Source organism: Hymenobacter sp. J193 (assembly GCF_024700075.1).
Taxonomy (GTDB): Bacteria; Bacteroidota; Bacteroidia; order Cytophagales; family Hymenobacteraceae; genus Hymenobacter.
Genome location: NZ_JAJONE010000001.1, coordinates 3764841 through 3784915 on the forward strand (window position 1 = coordinate 3764841; position 20075 = coordinate 3784915).

The 20075-nt window shown below is 60.9% G+C and carries 18 protein-coding genes; 6 read left to right on the forward strand and 12 right to left on the reverse strand.

Features of this window, described 5'->3' with window-relative positions; all coding sequences use genetic code 11:
• The first annotated feature begins 136 nt into the window (after window positions 1–136).
• The 5 genes from LRS06_RS16510 (at window position 137) to LRS06_RS16530 (ending at window position 5772) form a co-directional block, all read left to right on the forward strand.
• Complete coding sequence (locus tag LRS06_RS16510) at window positions 137–2020, forward strand: tetratricopeptide repeat protein (protein WP_257872487.1); 1884 nt, start codon at window positions 137–139, stop codon at window positions 2018–2020.
• A 163-nt stretch (window positions 2021–2183) separates the two neighbouring features.
• Window positions 2184–2441 carry a hypothetical protein gene (locus LRS06_RS16515; protein ID WP_257872488.1) on the forward strand — a complete coding sequence of 86 codons (258 nt, stop codon included), beginning with the start codon at window positions 2184–2186 and terminating at the stop codon, window positions 2439–2441.
• Between the two features lie 156 nt (window positions 2442–2597).
• Window positions 2598–4622 carry an RICIN domain-containing protein gene (locus tag LRS06_RS16520; protein ID WP_257872489.1) on the forward strand — a complete coding sequence of 675 codons (2025 nt, stop codon included), beginning with the start codon at window positions 2598–2600 and terminating at the stop codon, window positions 4620–4622.
• 231 nt (window positions 4623–4853) lie between these two features.
• Window positions 4854–5591 (forward strand): hypothetical protein, encoded by a 738-nt coding sequence (locus LRS06_RS16525; RefSeq protein ID WP_257872490.1) that lies wholly within the window; start codon window positions 4854–4856, stop codon window positions 5589–5591.
• 10 nt (window positions 5592–5601) lie between these two features.
• Window positions 5602–5772: a hypothetical protein gene (locus LRS06_RS16530; RefSeq protein WP_257872491.1), complete on the forward strand. Its 171-nt coding sequence runs from the start codon at window positions 5602–5604 to the stop codon at window positions 5770–5772.
• A 17-nt stretch (window positions 5773–5789) separates the two neighbouring features.
• Here LRS06_RS16530 and LRS06_RS16535 read toward each other — a convergent pair whose 3' ends face one another.
• The 9 genes from LRS06_RS16535 to LRS06_RS16575 all read right to left on the reverse strand — a co-directional run bounded on the left by LRS06_RS16535 (window position 5790) and on the right by LRS06_RS16575 (window position 14542).
• On the reverse strand, window positions 5790–6860 hold the full coding sequence (locus LRS06_RS16535) for a hypothetical protein (protein WP_257872492.1): 1071 nt from the start codon (window positions 6858–6860) through the stop codon (window positions 5790–5792).
• Between the two features lie 55 nt (window positions 6861–6915).
• Window positions 6916–8139, reverse strand: a complete 1224-nt coding sequence (locus LRS06_RS16540) for a carboxypeptidase-like regulatory domain-containing protein (RefSeq protein WP_257872493.1) — start codon at window positions 8137–8139, stop codon at window positions 6916–6918.
• Between the two features lie 147 nt (window positions 8140–8286).
• Entirely contained in the window at window positions 8287–9957 is a 1671-nt protein-coding gene (locus LRS06_RS16545) for an FAD-dependent oxidoreductase (protein WP_257872494.1), read from the reverse strand.
• Window positions 9947–11521: a polyamine aminopropyltransferase gene (locus tag LRS06_RS16550; RefSeq protein ID WP_257872495.1), complete on the reverse strand. Its 1575-nt coding sequence runs from the start codon at window positions 11519–11521 to the stop codon at window positions 9947–9949. The genes LRS06_RS16545 and LRS06_RS16550 overlap by 11 nt, the downstream gene beginning before the upstream one ends.
• Complete coding sequence (locus tag LRS06_RS16555; protein WP_257872496.1) at window positions 11514–11729, reverse strand: DUF350 domain-containing protein; 216 nt, start codon at window positions 11727–11729, stop codon at window positions 11514–11516. Before LRS06_RS16555 ends, LRS06_RS16550 begins: the two co-directional genes overlap by 8 nt.
• Window positions 11730–11931: 202 nt before the next feature.
• On the reverse strand, window positions 11932–12114 hold the full coding sequence (locus LRS06_RS16560) for a hypothetical protein (protein ID WP_257872497.1): 183 nt from the start codon (window positions 12112–12114) through the stop codon (window positions 11932–11934).
• A 19-nt stretch (window positions 12115–12133) separates the two neighbouring features.
• Window positions 12134–13435 carry a DUF4178 domain-containing protein gene (locus LRS06_RS16565; protein WP_257872498.1) on the reverse strand — a complete coding sequence of 434 codons (1302 nt, stop codon included), beginning with the start codon at window positions 13433–13435 and terminating at the stop codon, window positions 12134–12136.
• Complete coding sequence (locus LRS06_RS16570) at window positions 13432–13785, reverse strand: S-adenosylmethionine decarboxylase family protein (protein WP_257872499.1); 354 nt, start codon at window positions 13783–13785, stop codon at window positions 13432–13434. Before LRS06_RS16570 ends, LRS06_RS16565 begins: the two co-directional genes overlap by 4 nt.
• A 337-nt stretch (window positions 13786–14122) precedes the next feature.
• A complete protein-coding gene (locus LRS06_RS16575; RefSeq protein WP_257872500.1) occupies window positions 14123–14542 on the reverse strand; it encodes a hypothetical protein in 420 nt (139 codons plus the stop codon).
• Between the two features lie 174 nt (window positions 14543–14716).
• On the opposite strand from LRS06_RS16575, the gene LRS06_RS16580 reads away from it, so the two are divergent.
• Complete coding sequence (locus tag LRS06_RS16580; RefSeq protein WP_257872501.1) at window positions 14717–17143, forward strand: T9SS type A sorting domain-containing protein; 2427 nt, start codon at window positions 14717–14719, stop codon at window positions 17141–17143.
• Window positions 17144–17167: 24 nt separating this feature from the next.
• Here the strand turns inward: LRS06_RS16580 and lysA are convergent, their stop codons facing one another.
• The 3 genes from lysA to LRS06_RS16595 form a co-directional block, all read right to left on the reverse strand.
• Entirely contained in the window at window positions 17168–18244 is a 1077-nt protein-coding gene (lysA, locus tag LRS06_RS16585) for a diaminopimelate decarboxylase (RefSeq protein ID WP_257872502.1), read from the reverse strand.
• 251 nt (window positions 18245–18495) lie between these two features.
• Window positions 18496–19836, reverse strand: coding sequence for an aspartate kinase (locus tag LRS06_RS16590; protein ID WP_257872503.1), 1341 nt, complete (start codon window positions 19834–19836; stop codon window positions 18496–18498).
• Between the two features lie 101 nt (window positions 19837–19937).
• The gene (locus LRS06_RS16595; RefSeq protein ID WP_257872504.1) at window positions 19938–20075 is read right to left on the reverse strand and encodes a hypothetical protein; all 138 of its coding nucleotides are present in this window, start codon (window positions 20073–20075) and stop codon (window positions 19938–19940) included.

A 20075-nucleotide genomic window follows, 5' to 3' on the forward strand; every position in this document is an offset into this window, starting at 1 on the left:
TGTGCGCTGCGTGCGGCCCTGGTACGGCAGGGGCTGCCTGACGGTCGGTGGCGTTTTTTCTGCCGGCTGAATCTGGCAAAGCAGTGGATAGGAAGCAGGGGGAATAGTATCTTGACCGGAATTTACCTTATCCCCGTTGAAGAAACTGCCCCTATTATTTGTATTCCTGGTGCTGCTGGCAACGCAACGGGTTGAGGCCCAGCAGCCCAGTGCCCGGGCTGACAGCCTGCAGCGGCTCCTGGCCCGGTCCGGGCCCGATACCAGCCGGGTGCAGCTGCTGATACAGCTGGCCTGGGACCGTACCGATGATAACCCGCTGGCTGCCATTGAGTATGGTCAAAAAAGCCTGGCGCTGGCTCGCCGGTTGCAATTCCGGCCGGGCGAGTGCCGGGCCCTGCTGATGCTGGGCTGGGCCTTTCTGCGCAGCGGCAACTACCCTACGGCCGTACAAAGCCACCTGCAGGCGCGCAAGCTGGCCGAAACTATTCACTACCGCGGCGGCCTCGTGCACGCCGACAACGGCCTGGGCTATGCGCATCTGGAGCAGGGCAACTACGTGCTGGCGCTGCGGTACTTTTTCCGGGCTACCAACCTGGCGCAGCAAATTCCCGACTCCGTGCTGCTGGCGCCTATTCCCGGCAACATCGGGTACGCCTATCTGCAAACAGGCCAGCTCGACTCCGCCCGCTACTACACCCAGTGGGGCTACGAGCTGGACAAGCGGCTGCGCGACCAACACAGCGAAATCGGCGACCTGTCCATCCTGGGCGACATAGAAGCCCGGCAAAATCCGGCGGCGGCGGCGGCGTATTACCAGCAGTCCATTGCGCGGGCCCAGGGTATGCCGGTTTCCTACGCCTTGTGCCGCTCGTATCTGGGGTTGGCCCGCCTGGCCCGGGCCCGCGGGCAAGCCACCGACGCCGTGCGCTACGCCCGGCAGGCCCTGCAGGCCAGCAAGCAAGGGCGCTACACCAAGGGCGTTATGGAAGCCAGCGCTTATCTGGCCGACATCTACGCGCACCAGGACAACACGGCGCAGGCCTATCAGTTTCTGGTGGCGGCCAATGCCACCCGCGACACGCTGTTCAGCCAAGCCAAGCTCATGCAGGTACAGGCCCTCAATTTCAGTGAGCAGCTGCGGCACCTGGAGCTGGCCGAACAGCACCAGCGCGCCGCCGTGGAGCAGCGGCAGCGGCTGTTGCAGGCCGCTCTGGGGGGCGTAGTGCTGGTAGCGGGCATTGGCTATCTGCTCATCGGGCGGCGGCACCTGCGGCGGGAAGTAGAGTTTGCCCAGGAGCGGCAGCGCCTCGTGCGGCAGCGGGCCGTGGCGGTGCTGGAAGGCGAGGAAAAGGAGCGGCAGCGCGTGGGCGCTGAGCTGCACGATGGCGTGGGCCAGCTGCTGAGTGCCACCCGCATGAACCTGCTGGCGCTGGAACACCGGCTGGCCCTCACCAATCCGGCCCATCAGGAACTGCTGACCAATGCCCTGCACGGCCTGGATGAGTCGGTGAAGGAAGTGCGCAGTATCTCGCATAACCTGTTGCCGGCAAATCTACTGAAGGCCGGCTTGGTGCCGGCGGTCAAGAACCTGCTGGTCAATATTGCCAGAATCGATAGCCGCCTGCAGGTAAGAATGCAGGTGTTTGGCGTAGAGCACAGCCGCCTGGACGTGCTGGTGGAAGCTGTCCTGTTCCGGGCTATTCAGGAAGCCGTGCAGAACATCCTGAAACACGCCCAGGCCACCGAAATCCACGTGCAGCTTGTTCAGACGGAGCAGGACCTGACGGTGATGATAGAAGACAACGGCGTGGGCTACGACACGGAAGGCAGGAAAAGTGCCGAGGGTCTGGGCTTGCATAATATGCAAAGTAGGCTGGCGTACCTGGGCGGTCAGGCCGACTTTGATGCGTCTCCTAACCGGGGCACTATAGTAACCCTGGTAGTACCGGTGCCCGCAAATGCCCTGGCTGCCGATGCGGCCGCGCTGCCGGGAAACAGGCCAGCAAGCGGCGTGGCATAGCAGCTGTTTGCGCCGGTAGCAGCCCTGAGCAAATATAAGGCCTGGGCCACCCGGAATTTGCTGGTAATATAAACCAGTCTATATATGGTTTTTTTTGATTAAAATATTATTAATTTATATTCGCATTGTTCATAAACACTGGTGCTACTTACGGATAGCACCTTTGGATTTCCTGCCTATAAAATGTACTGCTATGGCTTCCAGGCTGCTTTCCTTCATTTGCCACGTGCCGGACCTCACGCCGGGGGCTCATCCGGCACTGCCGATGACGAAAGCCACCGGAAATGACCACGCAAATGGGCAATTGGCAGAAGCTGCCCCAAGCCAAACAGGTGCTATGGCCGGCGGACATTTTGCCCCTATTTATGAAAACGAACGGTTTATACGCTTTAAATTCATCAGCGAAAACAAGGGCCGGTAAGGGCTAAGCGCCGCCGAATCTCATTTGTACTCGCGGTCTGCTGAAAGCGCCTTCAGGCTTCGTGCAAGGCCCGGGGACACCTGTATCAGTAGGCAGGTAGGCGCCGCCGCACGGAAATCGGCTAACTTGGGGCCGGTTATCATGTTTTGGCTACGAATGATTCGATTGATAAGCGGCCTGCTGGTGGGGCTGGTAAGCATAGCCAGTGCCTGGGCCCAAACGGCGGGCCCGGCTCCCGCCAGCAACGTGTGGTACGGCGTCGTATCGCGTAGCAGCGGCCGGGCACTGGACGTCAGCAATGCCTCGCCCGAAAACGGCGCCCGGGCCGTGCAGTGGGAATTCACCCAGGCCCAAAGCCAGCAGTGGCGCTTCACACCCGTCACGCCCAACAGCACCTACTACCGCATCGAAGTGCGCCACAGCGGCAAAGCCCTGACGCTGGATGGCCCCGCCGACAATGCCGCCGTTACGCAGCAGGCCTGGTCGGGCAGCTTCTACCAGCAGTGGCGCATTGTGCCAGCCGGGCCGGCCGGTTCCTTTCAGCTGGCCTCCCGGGGCAACGACTTCAGCCTGGCCCTGGCATCCGCCGATAAGGCCAACGCCACGCCAGTAGTGGGACAACGGGCCCTGGGGCGCGCCAGCCAGCAGTGGTGGCTTTTTCCGCTGAAGCTGAACGTAGCCACCGACCAGCCCGCGTGGGGACCACCAACTAGCTTGGGCCCGGGCGTAAACAGCGTGGGCAATGAGCTGCAGCCCGTGCTTAGCCCCGATGGCAGCACGCTGTATTTTGCCCGCAACCGCTTTGCCGGCAACACCGAAGGCAACACCGAGTCGGCGGATATCTGGGTGAGCCGCTCCAGCGACGGGGGCCGCACCTGGGGCCTGGGCCAGCGTCTCGATGCTCTGAATACCCCGCAAAACAACGGTGTAATGGCTGTGGTGGAAAACGGGAAAGCCCTGCTGATACGCGGCCACTACGAGCGCGACGGCTCGTTCCGGGATGATGGCCTTTCCCGCGCCGACCTCACGGGCAAGCAGGCCCTCAAGCCTGAGCCCCTGGATATCACCAACTACTATTCCAACGGCACCTCCACCACGTTCTTCGCGCCGGCCGACGAGAAAGTGCTGCTGCTTTCCCTGGAGCGCCCCGATGCCTACGGAGCCAACGACCTGTACGTGAGCCTGCCCGGCCGCGACGGCACGTGGGGCGAGCCGCGCAATCTGGGCAACGGCATCAACTCGCCCGGGTTTGAGTTTGCGCCCTGGCTTACGCCCGACGGTCGCACGCTGTACTTCGCCTCCTACGGCCACGCTGGCTACGGCAGCGCGGATATCTTCGTCAGCCACCGCCTCGACGACTCCTGGACCAGCTGGAGCGCCCCCCAGAACCTGGGGCCCGGCATCAACGGCCCCGGCTTCGATGCCTACTTCCAGCTGACGGCCGACGGCAAGCAGGCGTATTTTGCCCAGGCCCGCACGGCCAATGGTCCCGCCGATATTGTGCGCGCGGAAGTAGGGGCCGTTGTCCCACCCGCTCCCGACACGACGGCCAAGCCGGTAGCGGGGCCGGCTTTGTTCCGGGCCAGCCTTTCGGGGCGGGTGCTGGACGCCAAAACCCGCAAACCGGTGGCGGCTTCCATCAAGCTGGAGCGCCTGGATGGTACAACCATAGTGGTGGTGCAGGCCCGCAGCGAGGCCAGTGGTGGTACCTACCAGCTGCTGGTACCCCCCGGGCGCTACCGCGTGGCGGCCACGGCCGGCGGTTTTCTCACGGCTACCGATACGCTCAACCTTACCACCAACCAAACCCGCGACCTGCTGGTGGTGCCCGCCAGCGTAGGCTCGCGCCTGGAGCTGCCCACGCTCATCTTTGCGCAGGGAAAGTTTACCATGCTGCCGGCTTCTTACACAGAGCTGAACCGCCTGGCTTCCACACTCATCGACAACCCCACGGTGAATATCCGGCTCGAGGGCCACACCGATAATGTGGGGGATGCCAGGCTGAACGTGAAGCTGTCGGAGGAGCGGGTGACGGAGGTGAAGCGCTACCTCGTGCGCCGGGGCGTGGCCGAAACCCGGATCAGCACCATCGGCTATGGCGGCTCCAAGCCCCGCGCCAGCAACGACCGCGAAGAAACCCGCCGCCTCAACCGCCGCGTCGAGTTCACCATTGTGAAGTAAAGCCAACGCCGGCTTGTCAGGTTGCGCTGAGCGTGCACTCAAGCCATGCTACGCCACTTATCTTTCGAATGTCATTGCTTTGCATGATGCGTGTAAAGCAATGACATTTGAAATGAAAGGCAATGACATTCTAAATGCAAAGCAATGACATTCCTAATGTCATTGCTTTGCATGGCCCGTGTAAAGTAATGACCCGGGCCAACCCTCTGTTAACCTCTTTACCTGCGCCCGATGCGTGCCACCATTGTTCAGGAAATTTCGTTGCCCAATCTGCCCTCTGCTTCCGGTATTGAGGTTATCGGCGACGTAGCCTACGTCATTGGCGATGATGCGCCTTTTCTGTACCGGCTGGATGCGGCCTCCCTGGCGGCAGGGGAGCGGCTGACCTTGTTTGAAACGGCCCATTTCAGCACCGGCCGTATTCCCAAAAACATAAAGCTGGACCTGGAGTGCCTTACCGCCCTCACCACCCCGGCCGGCGAAAGCGGGCTGCTGGTGCTGGGCTCGGGCGCCACGGCTGCGCGGGAGCAGGGCTTCTGGGTGCCATTGCCCGGCACCACGGGCGCGGCGGCCAGTGTGTATCCACTCAGCTTAAGTGGCCTCTACGCCGCGCTGCGTCCCCTGCTGCCCGCAGGCACCGTCCTGAATATGGAAGCCGTGGCGGCCACGGCCACCGAGCTGGTACTGTTTCAGCGCACCGTGGGCTCGGAGGCTGGCAACCTGGTCTTCCGGCTGCCTCTGGTTGACACGCTGGAATATCTGCACCACCACTCGGCCCAGCTGCCCGCGGTGCGTCGGCAGTTCTATCAGCTGCCCACAATCGACGGGAAGCCGGCCGGCTTTTCGGGCGCTACGTGGTTTGCGGAGAAGCTCTTTGTTACGGCCTCCGTGGAAGACACCCAGGATGCCGTGCTGGACGGGGCCGTGCTGGGCTCGTTCGTGGGGGGTACTCGACCTAAGCCAGGTTAGTGCGCAGCCTTTGCCCGTGCGGCTGGCGCAGCTGGCGCTGCCCGGCGGCCGGCCTTACCGGGGCAAGGTGGAGAGCGTAGCCGTGCGCCGCCGCCTGAAAGGCAACACGTTTGATCTGCTGCTGGTGACGGATGATGACGCGGGCGGCTCCACGGCCGTAGCGGTGGAGCTGGCACTGTAAGCCACTAGGACGCTTTATCAACTGTTGCGCCGCCAGATAAAGCCGTCCAGCACGTAGTGGGTGGCCTGGGGCAGGGCCAGCAACGGCACCAGCAGGGCTAAATAAAGCGAATCGGATACGGCAGGCAGCTGCTGAAACCAGCCGAACACCGGCGCATGCTCCCGCCACACCAGCCCGTCCCAGATGCCTTCTTCCACATAAGCCAACCCCAAAAGCAACCCCAGGAAAAGTGCCACGCCGGTGCGGCCCTGCCACCAGTGCTGCGCCCGCTTCCGCCCCGTTCCGGCGGGTTGACTGGTAACCCAAATCAGCGCCAGGTACGGAATGCCGTGGGCCACGACGTTGAGCAGGGTGAAGGCCAGGTCGCCGTTCAGCAGTACAATACCCACGTACCAGGAGGCTGCTGTGCCCAACAGTAGCAGATTACGCGGCACGTTGTAGGGCTGGCCGCGCTGCCAGGCGTGTATTTCCTTGCCCAGATACGCCACAAGCAGGAGCCCGAACAGGCAGCTTAGCACCAGCCGGCCCATCGGCCAGTCGTAGTGCAGAAAGTCACCAGTCACAAACCACACAAAATTGCGCGGGGCCGACAAATGCCAGTACAGTAGCGGGTAGAGCGTGGCGGCATATATCAGCACCACGTCCAGTTGCCGATGCCAGCCTGGCGCGGTTTCCTGGCGGCTGTAGAGGCGTAGAAAACCATACTGCTGCCGGATGAAGTGAAATACTGCCCCATAGGCCAAGGCGCGCCAAAACCAGCCCGCACTGTGCCAGTACAGCGCTGCACCTGCCAGGTAGCAGGCCAGCGGCACCACCCACAGCAGGGTGCGGTAGCGGTGGCGGCGCACGGGGTCGAGGTAGGTGCGGAACAAGGTGCTGTACACGTGCGCCACGTCAATGAACACGACCAGCACCAGCCAGGCCAGCGTGGGCATCCGGCCTGTGGTGCGGAATGCGGGCGGCAGCAGCGCCACCAACAGTAGCGCCAAGAATGGTGGCCCCAGAATCCAGAGCCCATCAAAGCGGGCCGAGCGGATCCAGGGCTGGCGCGGGGCAGCCACGGCGGCAGAAACGACAGCAGGCGACATAGCAGAGGAGAATAGCCGCCGAAAATACGCCCTTTGCCTGGAATACGGGGCCGGGTTACGGCTGGTAATCCAGCGGCAGAAACTCGCCCATCTTCTCAAATCCCCAATAGTCTTCCGTCAATAACGCCAGTGGATCGGTGGGCGCGCCGTTGGGTTGCAGCTCTACCGTCGGGCTTTGTAGGTGCAGCACCGAGGATTGGACGCTGAGTCCGGCCGGTAGCGGTTGGCCGGGGCGCCGCTGGCGGGCCGTGTAGGCTACGTAGGCAGGGTCGGCTGGCTCGGCGGCATACGTGACCTGCAGCAGATCGGCAAAGCGCAGCGCAACACCATCGGGAAGTTTCTGCCGGTACGCAGTGGCCGGCAGGGGCTCGGCAAACAGGTATTCTACTTGCCGGGGAAACTTGCTCAGCCGCTGCGCGGAGTCGCTAAAAACGGCGGAATTGCGGTTCCACACTTCTGCCGGCATACTCCGCAGCAGCTTTAGCAGGCTGTCGGCGCGGGGCCAGGCGGGGTGGGGGAGGCGCCGCAGCCGCTGCACCCGAAAGCCGGCTTCCGCTACTTGGCCAGTATAGGCCGAGCGCAGAAAATGAAGCAGTGAGCCAGTATAGGCCTTACGGCGGTTACCTTCCCAGGTACGCTGCTGCCGGGCCGAGCGTGCCCGTAGCGGCTCAAACACCGGCGAACCATAAAACGATACCCAATCTTCCTGAAAATTGAGCGTGAACTCCAGCCCGTAGTAGCGGATGCGGTATCCTAGCGCCCGGTTCTCAATTTCCAAAAAGTCCGGGCAGCTGGCCGTAAGCTCGTTCTTCCCGGCATCGAAGCGCACCTGCACGGCCTTGGGGTTGCGAATGCGGCACAATTTGGAAAACGACGTGCTGCCCAACAGCGCATCGGCAAAGACCTGATAGTCCTCGGGCTTGTTGGGCGTGGGGCGCACCACCACTTCCCGCAGGGCATTGGCGCTGGGCGCGAGTCGGAATGTTAGCTGCTGCGGCTCGGTGCGCACCGTAATATTCTGCCGCTGCAGCCGATAGCCCAAATACGATGCTACGGCCTCGTAGCTGCCCGCCGGCACTTGCTCAAACACGAAGCGCCCAGCCTCGTCGGTGGTGACGCCGCGGGTGGTGTTGGCCAGAAACACGGTGCTGAATGGTAAAGGCTGTTGCGTAAGTGAGTCGAGCACGGTGCCGCTCAGCCGGGCCTGGCCCAGGGCCACGGGCGTCAGCCAACTCAGCATTCCCAGCAAGAGCAGCGCCCTGTACAGCAATGGGCTCATACGAGAACAGTCTACGGAGGCAGTGAGCATAATAATTACGAATTAATCGTAATTCTACGAATATTTCGTAATAATGCAGCGTGCTGTGTAGTTTTCTGTAGCTTTTTGCTGGCGGTATAGAGCCAGAGAAGATACACATACCTCTTTCTATGCCTTTTCCTGACCCGTAACTTCCCGGGCTACCCGGATGCCCTGATAGAAGGCCTCCTCGAAAATCGACATACCGCTGTAGTCGGTATGGGCAAAGAAGAGGCGCTGGCGCAACGGCCGGGCCAGTTGGGTGCGGTCGGGGCCCCAGAGGTAGCCGGGCGTGGGCGCTACCATGCCGTGGCCCCACACCCAGGCCTCCACGCGCTGCACGTAGGGCGTCAGGCCGGGGTGCAGCCGCTCCATTTCGGCCATAATCTGCGGCAGCCACTCCGCGTACGTTTTCTGGTAGGCCTGGCGGCGGGCCGCGGCAGGCGCTTCGTTGCAGAGTGGCCAGTAGAGCGTCATCACCTTAGGCTCGTCGGCACTCAAGCTCAGGCTTTGATGACTGGCATTCACGTAGCCCACCGAGGCCCCGCCATAGCCCACATTGTCCCAGCACAGCGGCTGACCGGGCCCCTGGGGCAGCTGCGTAACCGTCAGGTTGGCAATGAGCCAGGGGGCATGGTGCAGGGGCTGGGTTGGCTGAGCTACACCCGCTACTTCGGTCAGCAGCTGATGGGCCACGAACTGAGGCACGGCCAGTACCACCTGCCGGGCCTGAATGCGGATGGTTTCCTTATGGGCGGCATCATAGGCCAGTACTTCCACGCCCGCTGGGGTTTCGTGCAGCCGGCAGGCCACCGTTTCGGCAAGAATGGGGGAAGAAGCCTGCCGGCGCAGCTGCTCAGCCAGAAAGCCATTACCCTCGGGCCAGGTCAGCACGTCGGAGCTGCCGGCGTTGTGGGCCTGGCCTTTGCGGGCGGCAAAATAGTGGAGTCCCGCCCAAGCCGATACCTGCTCCAGCGTGGCGCCGTAGTCGTCGCGGCAGCCGTAGTCGAGGTACCAGCGCAGGTGGGGCGAGGTAAAGTTTTCCCGTGAGAGGTATTCCGCAAAGCTGAGCTGGTCAAGCTGGCGGAACTGCTCGTCCCCGGAAGATTGGTCGAGCGGAATGGTGAAAGCCTCGCGCCCGTCGGTGCCACGGGCCTGCTTCAGCTCTTCTACCAGCCGGGAAAAGCTTGCTATCTGGGCTCGTTCGGCGGCGGGTACACCGGTTTCGGGTACCAGCCCGGCCTGCCAGTGCCCGTTGATGAGCAGCCGCTCCTCGGGGTCATGGCACAGGTGGTATTCGTTGTAGATGGGCAGGCCGGAAACCTTATCGTAGCCGGTGATGACGCCACTTTCGTGCAGAAAGGCCAGCAACTCCCGGTTGCGCACATCGGGTATGGGCAGGTAGTGGGCGCCCCAGGGGTAGGCCGACACGGTATTCCGGCCGCTGGCCGCGTTGCCGCCGGGGTGGTTTTCCAGCTCCAGCAGCAGTACGTCGGAGCGGCCGTGGCGGGCCAGCTCGCGCCGGGCAGTAAGGCCGGCCACGCCCCCGCCTACGATCAGCACGCCGGTTTGCAATTCGCGAGAGGGCGGAGGCAGTTGCTCGGGGTGGCGCACCAGGTGGCCTACCCGGTGGTTGGCCCCGCGCAAACCGCCCCGGATGTGCTCCAGCCCTGAGCCGGCCGGCCCGCAGCTTTCCAGGAGCACGCCTGGCCCCAGCAGCGCCCCGGCCACGCCGGCGCCAGTCCGGGCCAGAAAGGCACGGCGGCTAAGGGAGTTGCCAGCTGGCTCCTTACTGCGCATACGGGCCCCAGTCTTCCTCGAAATAGCGAACCAGCGCCTGGTTGTTCAGCTGGTTTATTTCGGTGGGTATTTCGGCCATATCGGGCGGGAAATCGAGCATCTGACGGATGGTGGTGGGTGTGACGTAGCGCAGGCCCTGGGGCAGCGGGCCGGCATCGGGGCGCCAGTGGGCATTCTGGCCGGCCATCACGTAGCCCCACTCCCCAAACGAGGGCACGTAGCAATGGTAGGGTATGGTATGGAACCCAGCGGCCCGCAGCGTGTGCACAATGCACCAGAACGACTGCCGCGCCACGTAGGGGGAGGTGCTCTGCACCACAATGCGCCCGCCGGGCCGGAGCAGGCGGTGCAGCTCCTGGTAGAAGGCGGCCGAGTACAGCTTGCCGATGGAGTAGTTGCCGGGGTCGGGGAAGTCCACAATCAGGCAGTCGTAGCGGGTGGTGTCCTGGCGCACCCACTGGTAGGCGTCGCCGTTGATGACGTCTACCTTCGGCGAGAAGAAAGCCCGCTGGTTGAGGCTGGTGAGCAGGGCGTTGCTGCGAAACAGCTGCGTCATGCCGGGGTCGAGGTCGACGAGGCGGATCTGCTGCAACTGGGGGTACTTCAGCAGCTCGCGCACGGCCAGCCCGTCGCCGCCGCCCAGCACCAGTACGCGCCGGGCCTGGGGCAGGGCCTGCATGGCCGGGTGCACCAGCGCCTCGTGGTAGCGGTACTCATCCTGGGAGCTAAACTGCAGGTTGCCGTTGAGGAACAGGCGTAGCTCGCGCTGATTTTTGGTAATGACGATGCGCTGGTAAAGCGTGCTTTTTGAGTAGATGACCTGATCCTGAAACGCCAGGGTTTCGGTATAGCGCTGGATGCGGCCGGCGTAGGCAAACGTGCCGCCCAACGCCAGCAGGGACAGCGCCATCAGCCCGGCAAAGGCGCGGCGGTAGGGGCGGGTTTCCTGGAAGCGGTACAGCGCCACGGCGGCTACCACCACGTTCAGCGCCCCAAACAGCAGGGAAGTGCGCATCAGCCCCAGCTGCGGCACCAGCACCAGCGGAAAGATAAGTGAGGCCAGCAGCGCCCCGATATAGTCGAAGGTGAACACCCGCGAAACCAGGTCCTTGAACTCGAACCGGTTTTCTAGAATGCGCATCAGCAGCGGAATTTCCAGCCCTACCAGAATGCCCGTGAGGCCCACCAGCGCGTAGAGAATCAGCCGGAAGGAGGTGACGTACTCGAACAGCACAAACAGGAGCGGGGCCGAAAAGCCGCCCACCAGCCCCACCAGAATTTCGAGCCGGATAAACCACTTGAGCAGGGGCTGGCCCAGGTAGCGCGAAAACCACGAGCCCACGCCCATCGAAAACAGGTAGGCCCCAATGATGGTGGAAAACTGCGTGACGGAGTCGCCGAGCAGGTAGCTGGCAAGCGTGCCCGCAATCAGCTCGTAGATAAGCCCGCAGGTGGCAATGATGAACACCGAGCCCAGCAGCAGCACCGACTGCGTTTCGCGCGCGGCCGGCCCGGCCGGCCGCGCCGCGGGCAAATCGGGCGTTGCCGCCTCGGGGTTACCCATGAATGGCCGAGCTGATAATCAGGGCTACAGCCACGATAAAGGCCGCCGCCACAATGGCCAGGGCCGTGTTGTGCTCTTCCACAATCTCGCGCCAGAGGGTGCGCGGCGTGAGCTTATCAAAGATGAAAAAGCTGGCAAACAGAATGATGATGCCGATGACGGAATAGATAACCGAGGCGGCAATAAGCTTGAAGTTGAGGTATTCCATGCGGGAGGTGATGAGGTGAGCGGTGCTGGGGAAGGGAGGTAACAGGTGACACGTGACAAGTGACAGGCAGATGGCGCGGCTTTGGATGGCCGCGTTGCGGCCGCCAGTCAGGGGACTGGCTTTCAGTCTTCGGCGAACAGACGCGGCCTGCGGCCTGAGTCTGCCGCCAAAACCTGTCACGTGTTATCTGTCACCTCATCACCTATTTATGATAAAAATGCGTACGGCCGCCGCGCAGGCCGTTGCCGCGGGCATTGGCGGGAGCTTCGTTGTCGTCGCCGAGCAGGCGGGTGCTGGTGGCGTTGGCCCACACGAACACCCCGTACACGAGCAAGGCCACGAGGGCGTAGTAGCGGATGGAAAGCAGGGAGCGAAGAAACGGCATGGGGGGCGCGTTAGTTGGTTTACTGGGGGCCGTAGTCACTGTTCTGCCAGCGCTGCTGCTCGTGGTAGCTGCGCCACCCGTAGAGCAGGACCGGGTACGCCAACAACGCCAGCAAGGCCAGCACCGCATTGGAGTGCAGGGGCGTATGCTGGCTTACCTGCAGCCGCAGGGGCAGGTCCTGGCCGTTTTCGGTGACGGGGTAGAGGTTGAGGTGGTAGCGGCCGGTCGGAATCTTGGCCAGGGTAGCATCCTGGGCCGGGTCGCCCTCGCTCCAGCTTTCCCCGTCTTCCACCCCGGAGTAGTATTCCAGGTTCTTGGTGAATTCGTACTGCCGGCCGGTTTGCTCGTTTACCAGCGTCACGGGCACTTCCAGCCACTGGTTGGTTAGCGAGGAGCCTACCCGAAACTCCAGGGCCGCCGGCCCCTCCACCTCAAAGGGCTTGGAAACGATAACCCGGTTGCTGCCCGCCGCCAGCGCCTCAGCCACGGCAGCTGTCGACGAGGTGTCGCGGCCGCTGCTGAACTCCTGGGCCAGCACTTGCTTTTCGGGCTTGATAACGAGGAAGGCCAGCTGGGTAAACACGATCAGCAAGGCCATGCCCAGGGTGAAGTTGCGCAGCACCGGCCAGGCTGCGGTGCCAGGGGGCGGCTGCACGGCTCCCACGCCATTGCGGTAGGGCAGCTGGTGGCTGGGGATACCGAAGGCGTCGGCAATTTCCCGGGGCTCCAGGTGCAGGCCTTTGTACCAGTGCTCGGTTTTGCCCCTTTTCTCCTGCACCAGCATGTGCGGGGGCGCAATGTATTCCGTCACCGTCAGCTGCTCGTCTTCCCGAATATCCCAGTCGAACTCGCCGGCGGCAAACAGGATCTGCACCTTATACTTGTTGTAGATGTTGTACGTGGTTTCCGGCGTTTCCACGATCTGGCGCATCTGCACCTTGTAGCTCTGGGCGGCGGGGCCTACCAGCATCCAGTGCCCTTCGTACACGGCCAGCTGGGCGTAAATGCCGGTTTCTTCGTGGCGCAGCATGTACTCCTGCCACTGATAGATGGTCTTGGATTCGCGCCGCTGCGTCCAGCCCGTTACCCGGTACTGCTGCCCGCGTAGCGTGCCCACAGCGCCTACTGGCAGCACCGGCGCGGCATGCGCCCCGTTGAACTTACCGATGGCCCGGACGGGCTTGTCATCGGTGGCCTCGAAGTAGGACTCGCACTGCGGGCACACAAAGTGCGTGCTGTTGGCCTCGTCGAAGTACGGGACCGGGGCCTGGCACTTGGGGCATGACAGTTGGGCCTGGGCGGAGGTAGCGGCGGTGCTCATCGGCTTACCTCGGTTTTGCTTTGCTCTGTGGCCTCGAAAAACTGCAGCGTGGCCGCGTACAGCTGCCGCACGGTAGCTGAGTTGTCGCGCTGAAAGTTGCTCAGGAACACGTCGAACGTGGCCAGGCCATGCTCCGGCCAGGTATGAATGCTTAGGTGCGACTCGGTGAGGCCTACCACCGCCGTGAAGGAGCCATTGGGAAAGGTGTGGTACACTTCGCCCACCTTCGTGAGGCCCAGCCGGGCTATTTCGCCGTCGAAGAAAGACCGACAGGCCGCCGCCGCCGTGAGCGGACCAACGGGGGCCGAAAATGTGGCCAGCATGTGCAGCCCCGGCGAATAAGTGAGCATCAGAATAAAGCGACGATAACCGTTGGCGCTGCGAGCATAAACCCGAGCGTAGCCCCCAATATTACACATTAGCCCGGATTTGGGATAATGCCGCCGAAGGAAGTAAGGTCTGTGTGCTTAATATATGCTCACCAGAAAACGGTTTTACGCACTAACTCTCCTTTCCGGGAAAAAGATGCCGGGCGAAGAGTCCGCGGCTTTTCTCCCATCAATAAAGCTACCGATACTCGGTCCCGGCCTTCTCGCGCAGGTTGTAGCCCGACGACATGACCTCTCCGTAGGCCCCGGCCGAGCGAATGGCCAGCAGGTCGCCGCGGCGGGTTTCGGGCAGCAGCATCTAGAGCCCAAAGGGGTCCGACGACTCGCAGATGGGACCCACTACGTCGTAGACCTGGGCCGGAAGCTGGCTGGTGAGGTTCTGAATGGCGTGGTAGGAGCCGTAGAGGGCCGGACGAAACAGCTGCGTCATGCCGGGGTCGAGGTCGACGAGACGGATCTGCTGCAGCTGGGGGTACTTCAGCAGCTCGCGCACGGCCAGCCCGTCGCCGCCGCCCAGCACCAGTACGCGCCGGGCCTGGGGCAGGGCCTGCATGGCTGGGTGCACCAGCGCCTCGTGGTAGCGGTACTCATCCTGGGAGCTGAACTGCAGGTTGCCGTTGAGGAACAGGCGCAGCTCGCGCTGATTTTTAGTAAGGACGATGCGCTGGTAAAGCGTGCTTTTCGAGTAGATGACCTGATCCTGAAACGCTAAGGTCACGGTCTCCGCGTAGCGCTGGATGTGCCCGGAACGGCGCTGGACCCTGCGCTACTTCCGCCAGCAGCAGAAGCTCAGCAAGTGGACGGGTGGTGAAAGGATATAATAAGAGAAGCTATTAAATGCTTCATGATAAGGAATGAAATTATCTTTGTAATAAAGTCTTATGTCTCTGTCATGAAGCAATCGATACTCACAGTGCTTTTACTAGCCTATATATATTCCTTCGGCTTACCTGTCATAGCTCAAAATACGTCAACAACCGTTGCGGCTGGGGCCGGGCACTCTCTTTCAATCCTGCCTGACGGTACTCTATGGTCTTGGGGATCAAACAGAGATTATGTGCTAGGAGAAAGTTCAGCTCAAAGTCTTCGCAGCTCTCCGAAACACATTGCCACTACGGACAAATGGAAAAGCGTAGCAACGTATGAGGACTTCGCGTTGGCTATACACGCTGATGGAACGTTATGGGGCTGGGGCAGCAACAAGCTGGGGCAATTAGCGCAAAATGGTACTTACGGCTCTTATGTAAGCCCGGCAAAAATTAGTGCTAATACAACATGGGCTAGTATTAGTGCTGGCAACGGGTATGCTGTTGCTATTCGTAAGGATGGAACATTGTGGGCCTGGGGTAATAATATGTCAGGCAAACTGGGGGATGGTACTAATGTAAGCCGCTTTATTCCCACCCAAATAGGCAAGGAAACCAACTGGCGTATGGTGAGTGCAGGTGTTGCATCGACCATAGCCATTCGTGCAGATGGTACGATGTGGGCTTGGGGAGTGCTTAACTGGAATAGAGCAGAGCCACAGTTTAATGAGCCGATACAAGTAGGTAATGAGCATACATGGAAATTTGTTGCACACAGAAATAAAAGTGTGGCGGCTATCAAGGAAGACGGTACGTTATGGACATGGGGAGAGAATGGAAATGGAGAGCTAGGTACCGGCACATACAACCCTGGCCCAGATCCAAAGCAGATAACGGAGGCTACAAACTGGGCATATGTTTCCGTGGGAGATACATACATGGTTGCTACTCGTCTTGATGGCACACTTTGGCACTGGGGGACAAATAGCCACCGCTTCTATATTCCTGGGAATGAAAATTCCACGGACATAATAAGCCAGCACCTTATTCCTACACAAGTTGGTTCTCAAACAACTTGGAAGACCGTTTCTGCTGGTGATAATCATGTTCTGGCAACCCAAGCAAATGGCAGCGTATGGGCTTGGGGAAATGGCCTGGGAGGAGCCATTGGAAGCTCTGATATTTTGCCTCACGCCACTACGCCTAATCAGGTCGGCAAACTGACTAATTGGAAATCAGTAGCTACGGGGAGGGAACACACGCTGGCGTTGCGTACTGACGGTTCATTATGGAGTAGTGGTGATAACCTCCAAGGGCAGTTGGGCCAAGGAACTACCAGATTCTTCTCTACTATGCAACAGGTCGCTAAAGGGGCCAGTTGGAAACAGATGACAACAGGTGAGAGCCACTGTCTGGCTGTGCGTACTGATGGTTCGTTATGGGCTTGGGGAGCAAATGACAAGGGTCAACTCGGTGACGATACTCAAACTAATCGGTCCAGCCCTATCCAAGTAGGTAATGACTTCAATTGGCAGTATGTAGCAGCAGGGCAAAAGCATAGTCTAGGAATAAAAACAGACGGTACCCTGTGGACTTGGGGACAACATGCTGATGGAACAAATACGAATATTCTTGCTCCTAAACGAGTAGGAACGAGTAATACATGGAAGCTTGTAAGTGCTGGCTACTATCACTCACTAGCAATAAAAAATGATGGTTCACTATGGTCTTGGGGTAGTAATTACTTTGGACAGCTTGGCGACGGAACCGGAATTACACGCGCCACACCAGTGCAAGTAGGTCCCGTATCAGTAAAATGGAAGAGTATAGCAGCGGGGCATGATTTCAGTGTAGGACTGCGAGAGGATGGTACTCTGTGGGCATGGGGTTACAATCAGGATACGCAGCTAGGTGATGGTACCCGGATAAATCGTTCAGCGCCTGTGGCTATAGCAAAGGACCAGAAGTGGCAAGCTATTGGAGCAGGTGAGCAGTACGGGCTGGCAATAGATATGCAAGGGACATTATGGGGATGGGGTTACTGGGGAGACCGTGGACTAGGTATATCGGAGCCATACCCTTATTATTTCCGTCCAATCCAGCTGAGCACTAGTAGCACCTGGGCTCAGGTAGATGGTGGGCTTTACTCATCGATGCTCGTGCAAAACAATGGAACATTGTGGGCATTAGGGACTAATAATCTTGGTGGGTTACTTGGTGTTCCGGGGTATGCCGAGGAGCCACTTTTAGTTCAACCTGGAACGTTGCCATTAGCTACTACAACCACTTTCGATACACGTGCTCAACTGCATGTGTACCCAAACCCGGTTCAAGGAGTACTTCGTTTAGAAGTAAAAGACCTCAACACTACCTTGGATTTGTATGACGCAACGGGTAGAGTTGTTCGAAGCATCCAGCCTAAACCACTAACCATTTTGTCCTTACAAGGCATAGCTCCTGGGGTTTACATCTTACGCCAAGGACAAGCAGCAGTGAGAGTGGTAGTGCAATAGCGTACAACCCGCGGGTAACGACGCTCACCGATACTCGGCCGCAGCCTTCTCGCGCAGGTTGTAGCCCGACGACATCACCTCCCCGTAGGCCCCGGCCGAGCGAATGGCCAGCAGGTCGCCGCGGCGGGTTTCGGGCAGCAGCACCTGGCGCCCAAAGGTGTCCGACGACTCGCAGATGGGACCCACCACGTCGTAGTCCTGGGCCGGAAGCTGGCTGCTGAGGTTCTGAATGGCGTGGTAGGAGCCGTAGAGGGCCGGGCGAATCAGCTCCGTCATGCCCGCGTCGAGGATGGCGAAGCGGCGCTGCTGGCTGTGCTTCACGTACAGCACCCGGCTTACCAGGGAACCACACTGGGCCACGATGGAGCGGCCCAGCTCCACGTGCACCTGCTGGTTCGGGCGCCGCCGCAGGTTCAACTCAAACGTGCGGAAGTACTGTTCGAAGTCGGGTACCGGGTGCTGGTCGGGCTGGTGGTAGTCGATGCCCAAGCCCCCGCCCAGGTTCAGGTGCGGCAGGTAGTGGCCCCGGTCCTCTAGCCAGGTTTGCAGCTCATTGAGCTTCTGGCTGAGCTTCTCAAACACCGTGAGGTTTGTAATCTGGGAACCAATATGCGTGTGCAGGCCCACCAGCTCCAGGTTCGGCAGGTTCTCCAGCTGCTCAATCACACTGCCCAAATCGGTCAGGCTGATGCCGAACTTGTTGGCGTCGAGGCCGGTGGTAATGTGCGGGTGCGTGTAGGCGTCCACGTTTGGGTTCACGCGTAGGGCCACGCGGGTGCGGCGGTTCTGGGCCCCGGCCAGCTCGTTCAGCACCGTCAGCTCCTCCACCGACTCAGCGTTAAAGCACCAGATGTTGGCCGCCAGCGCCAGGTTGATTTCCACGTCGCTCTTGCCCACGCCGGCAAATACCACGTGGTCGGGCGCGAAGCTAGCGTCTAGAGCGCGCTGCACTTCGCCGCCGCTCACGCAGTCAGCGCCCAGGCCGTGCTGGCGAATAAGGTCCAGGATGGGGGCGTTGGCGTTGGCTTTCAGGGCGTAGTGCACCTGGAAGCCTCGGGGGCGGGCGGCCTGCTGCAAGGCCGTGAGCGTGCGGTCCAGCAACGCCAGATCGTAGAAGTAAAGGGCGTGGGGCGGTTCAGCAGATCCGCCGGAATTCGAAACGACATGCAGGGTATGGGTTGCTAGTTGTTAGTTTTTAGTTGTTGGTTGTTGGTTTTTCGTTCTTGGTTTTTGGTTGCTCGTCATGCTGAGCGAAGTCGAAGCATCTCTACCGCTTCGGCCGGACTTACCACACTACCAAGATGCTTCGCTACGCTCAGCATGACGAGCAACCAACAACCAAAAACGAACAACTAAAAGGCCGCTTCGGCTTTGCGGCGGAAGAGGCCTTCGTTGAGGGAGCGGAGGGCCAGGTTTTTATCGGCGGTGTTGATGAGCACGCTGATGTTGTTGGGCGAGCCGCCGTAGCTGATCATGCGCAGCGGAATGTTCTGCAGGGCGTTGAATACCTGCCGGGCCGAGCCGTGGTTTTCCTGAATCAGGTTGCCTACCAGACAAATAATGGTTTGCTGCTCGTCTACTTCCACCGTGCCGAAGCCGCGCAGCTCCGCCAGAATTTCGGGCAGGTGGGTGGCGTCGTCGATGGTCAGCGACACGGCCACTTCCGAGGTCGTAATCATGTCGATGGGCGTGCGGTACCGCTCAAATACTTCGAACAAGCGGCGCAGGAAGCCGTGGGCCAGCAGCATGCGGCTGCTGCGCACCTTAATGGCTACCAGCCCGTCCTTGGCTGCCACGGCCTTGATGGCCTCGTCGCCGGTGCGGGCGGAGATAAGCGTGCCGGGCGCTTCGGGCTGCATGGTATTGAGCAGGCGCACCGGAATGCCGTACTGGCGAGCCGGCAGCACCGAGCTGGGGTGCAGAATCTTCGCCCCGAAGTAAGCCAGCTCGGCCGCCTCATCAAACGACAGCTCCCGGATGGGGTAGGTGTCCTCTACCACGCGCGGGTCGTTGTTGTGCAGCCCGTCGATGTCGGTCCAGATCTGAATTTCCTCCACCCGGGCCGCGGCGCCAATCAGCGAGGCCGAGTAGTCGGAGCCCCCGCGCTTGAGGTTGTCGATGAGGCCCTGGGCATTGCGGCAGATGTAGCCCTGGGTGATGAACAGCGTCTGGCCTTCGTGGCGGGCTAGCTGCTCCTGCAGGTGCTGCTCGATATAGGCGCCATCGGGCTCCTCGTCTTTATCAAGGCGCATGAAGTCGAGGGCCGGCAGCAGCACGGCCGGGCGGCCCAGCACATCCGTCACGTAGCGGTGGAAAAGCTGGGTGCTCAGCAGCTCACCCTGGGCCAGAATCAGCCGCTCGCCCACGGGCGTGAGCGGGTTGCGCATCAGGTCGAAGATGGCCCGGAAGCAGGCGTCCAGCTGGCCGATGGCGGCCGTGGCCACCTCCGTCTGGGGCAGCAGCTCACGGGCCGTCATCAGGTAGTGCTGGCGCAAAATCTCGGTCTGAGCCGTGGCGGCCGCTATTTCGCCGTCGTAGAGCAGGCGCGCTATCGTTACCAGGGCGTTGGTGGTGCCCGACATGGCCGACAGCACCACGATGCGCGGCTCTTCAGGGGCGTGAATCAACTCGGCTACGGTGCGCATGCGCTCGGCCGTGCCTACCGACGTGCCGCCAAACTTGAGAACTTTCATGGGAACAGAGAGGTGATATGGATTGCGAAAGAAAAGACCAGAAAAAAGCGCCGACCCTTGGGAGGACCGGCGCTTGGAGGTTCAGATTCGGGCAAGGCGAACTAGTGCGACGGTCGGGTCGGGTTACATTTCTTCGATTTCTTGACCATCAGGCCGCCGCTCCGCTTGCCGCACACCATCACCTGCTTGGCCGAAACCAGCGCAGTAGCAGAAGACAGAAGAGCGAAAGTGGAAAGCAT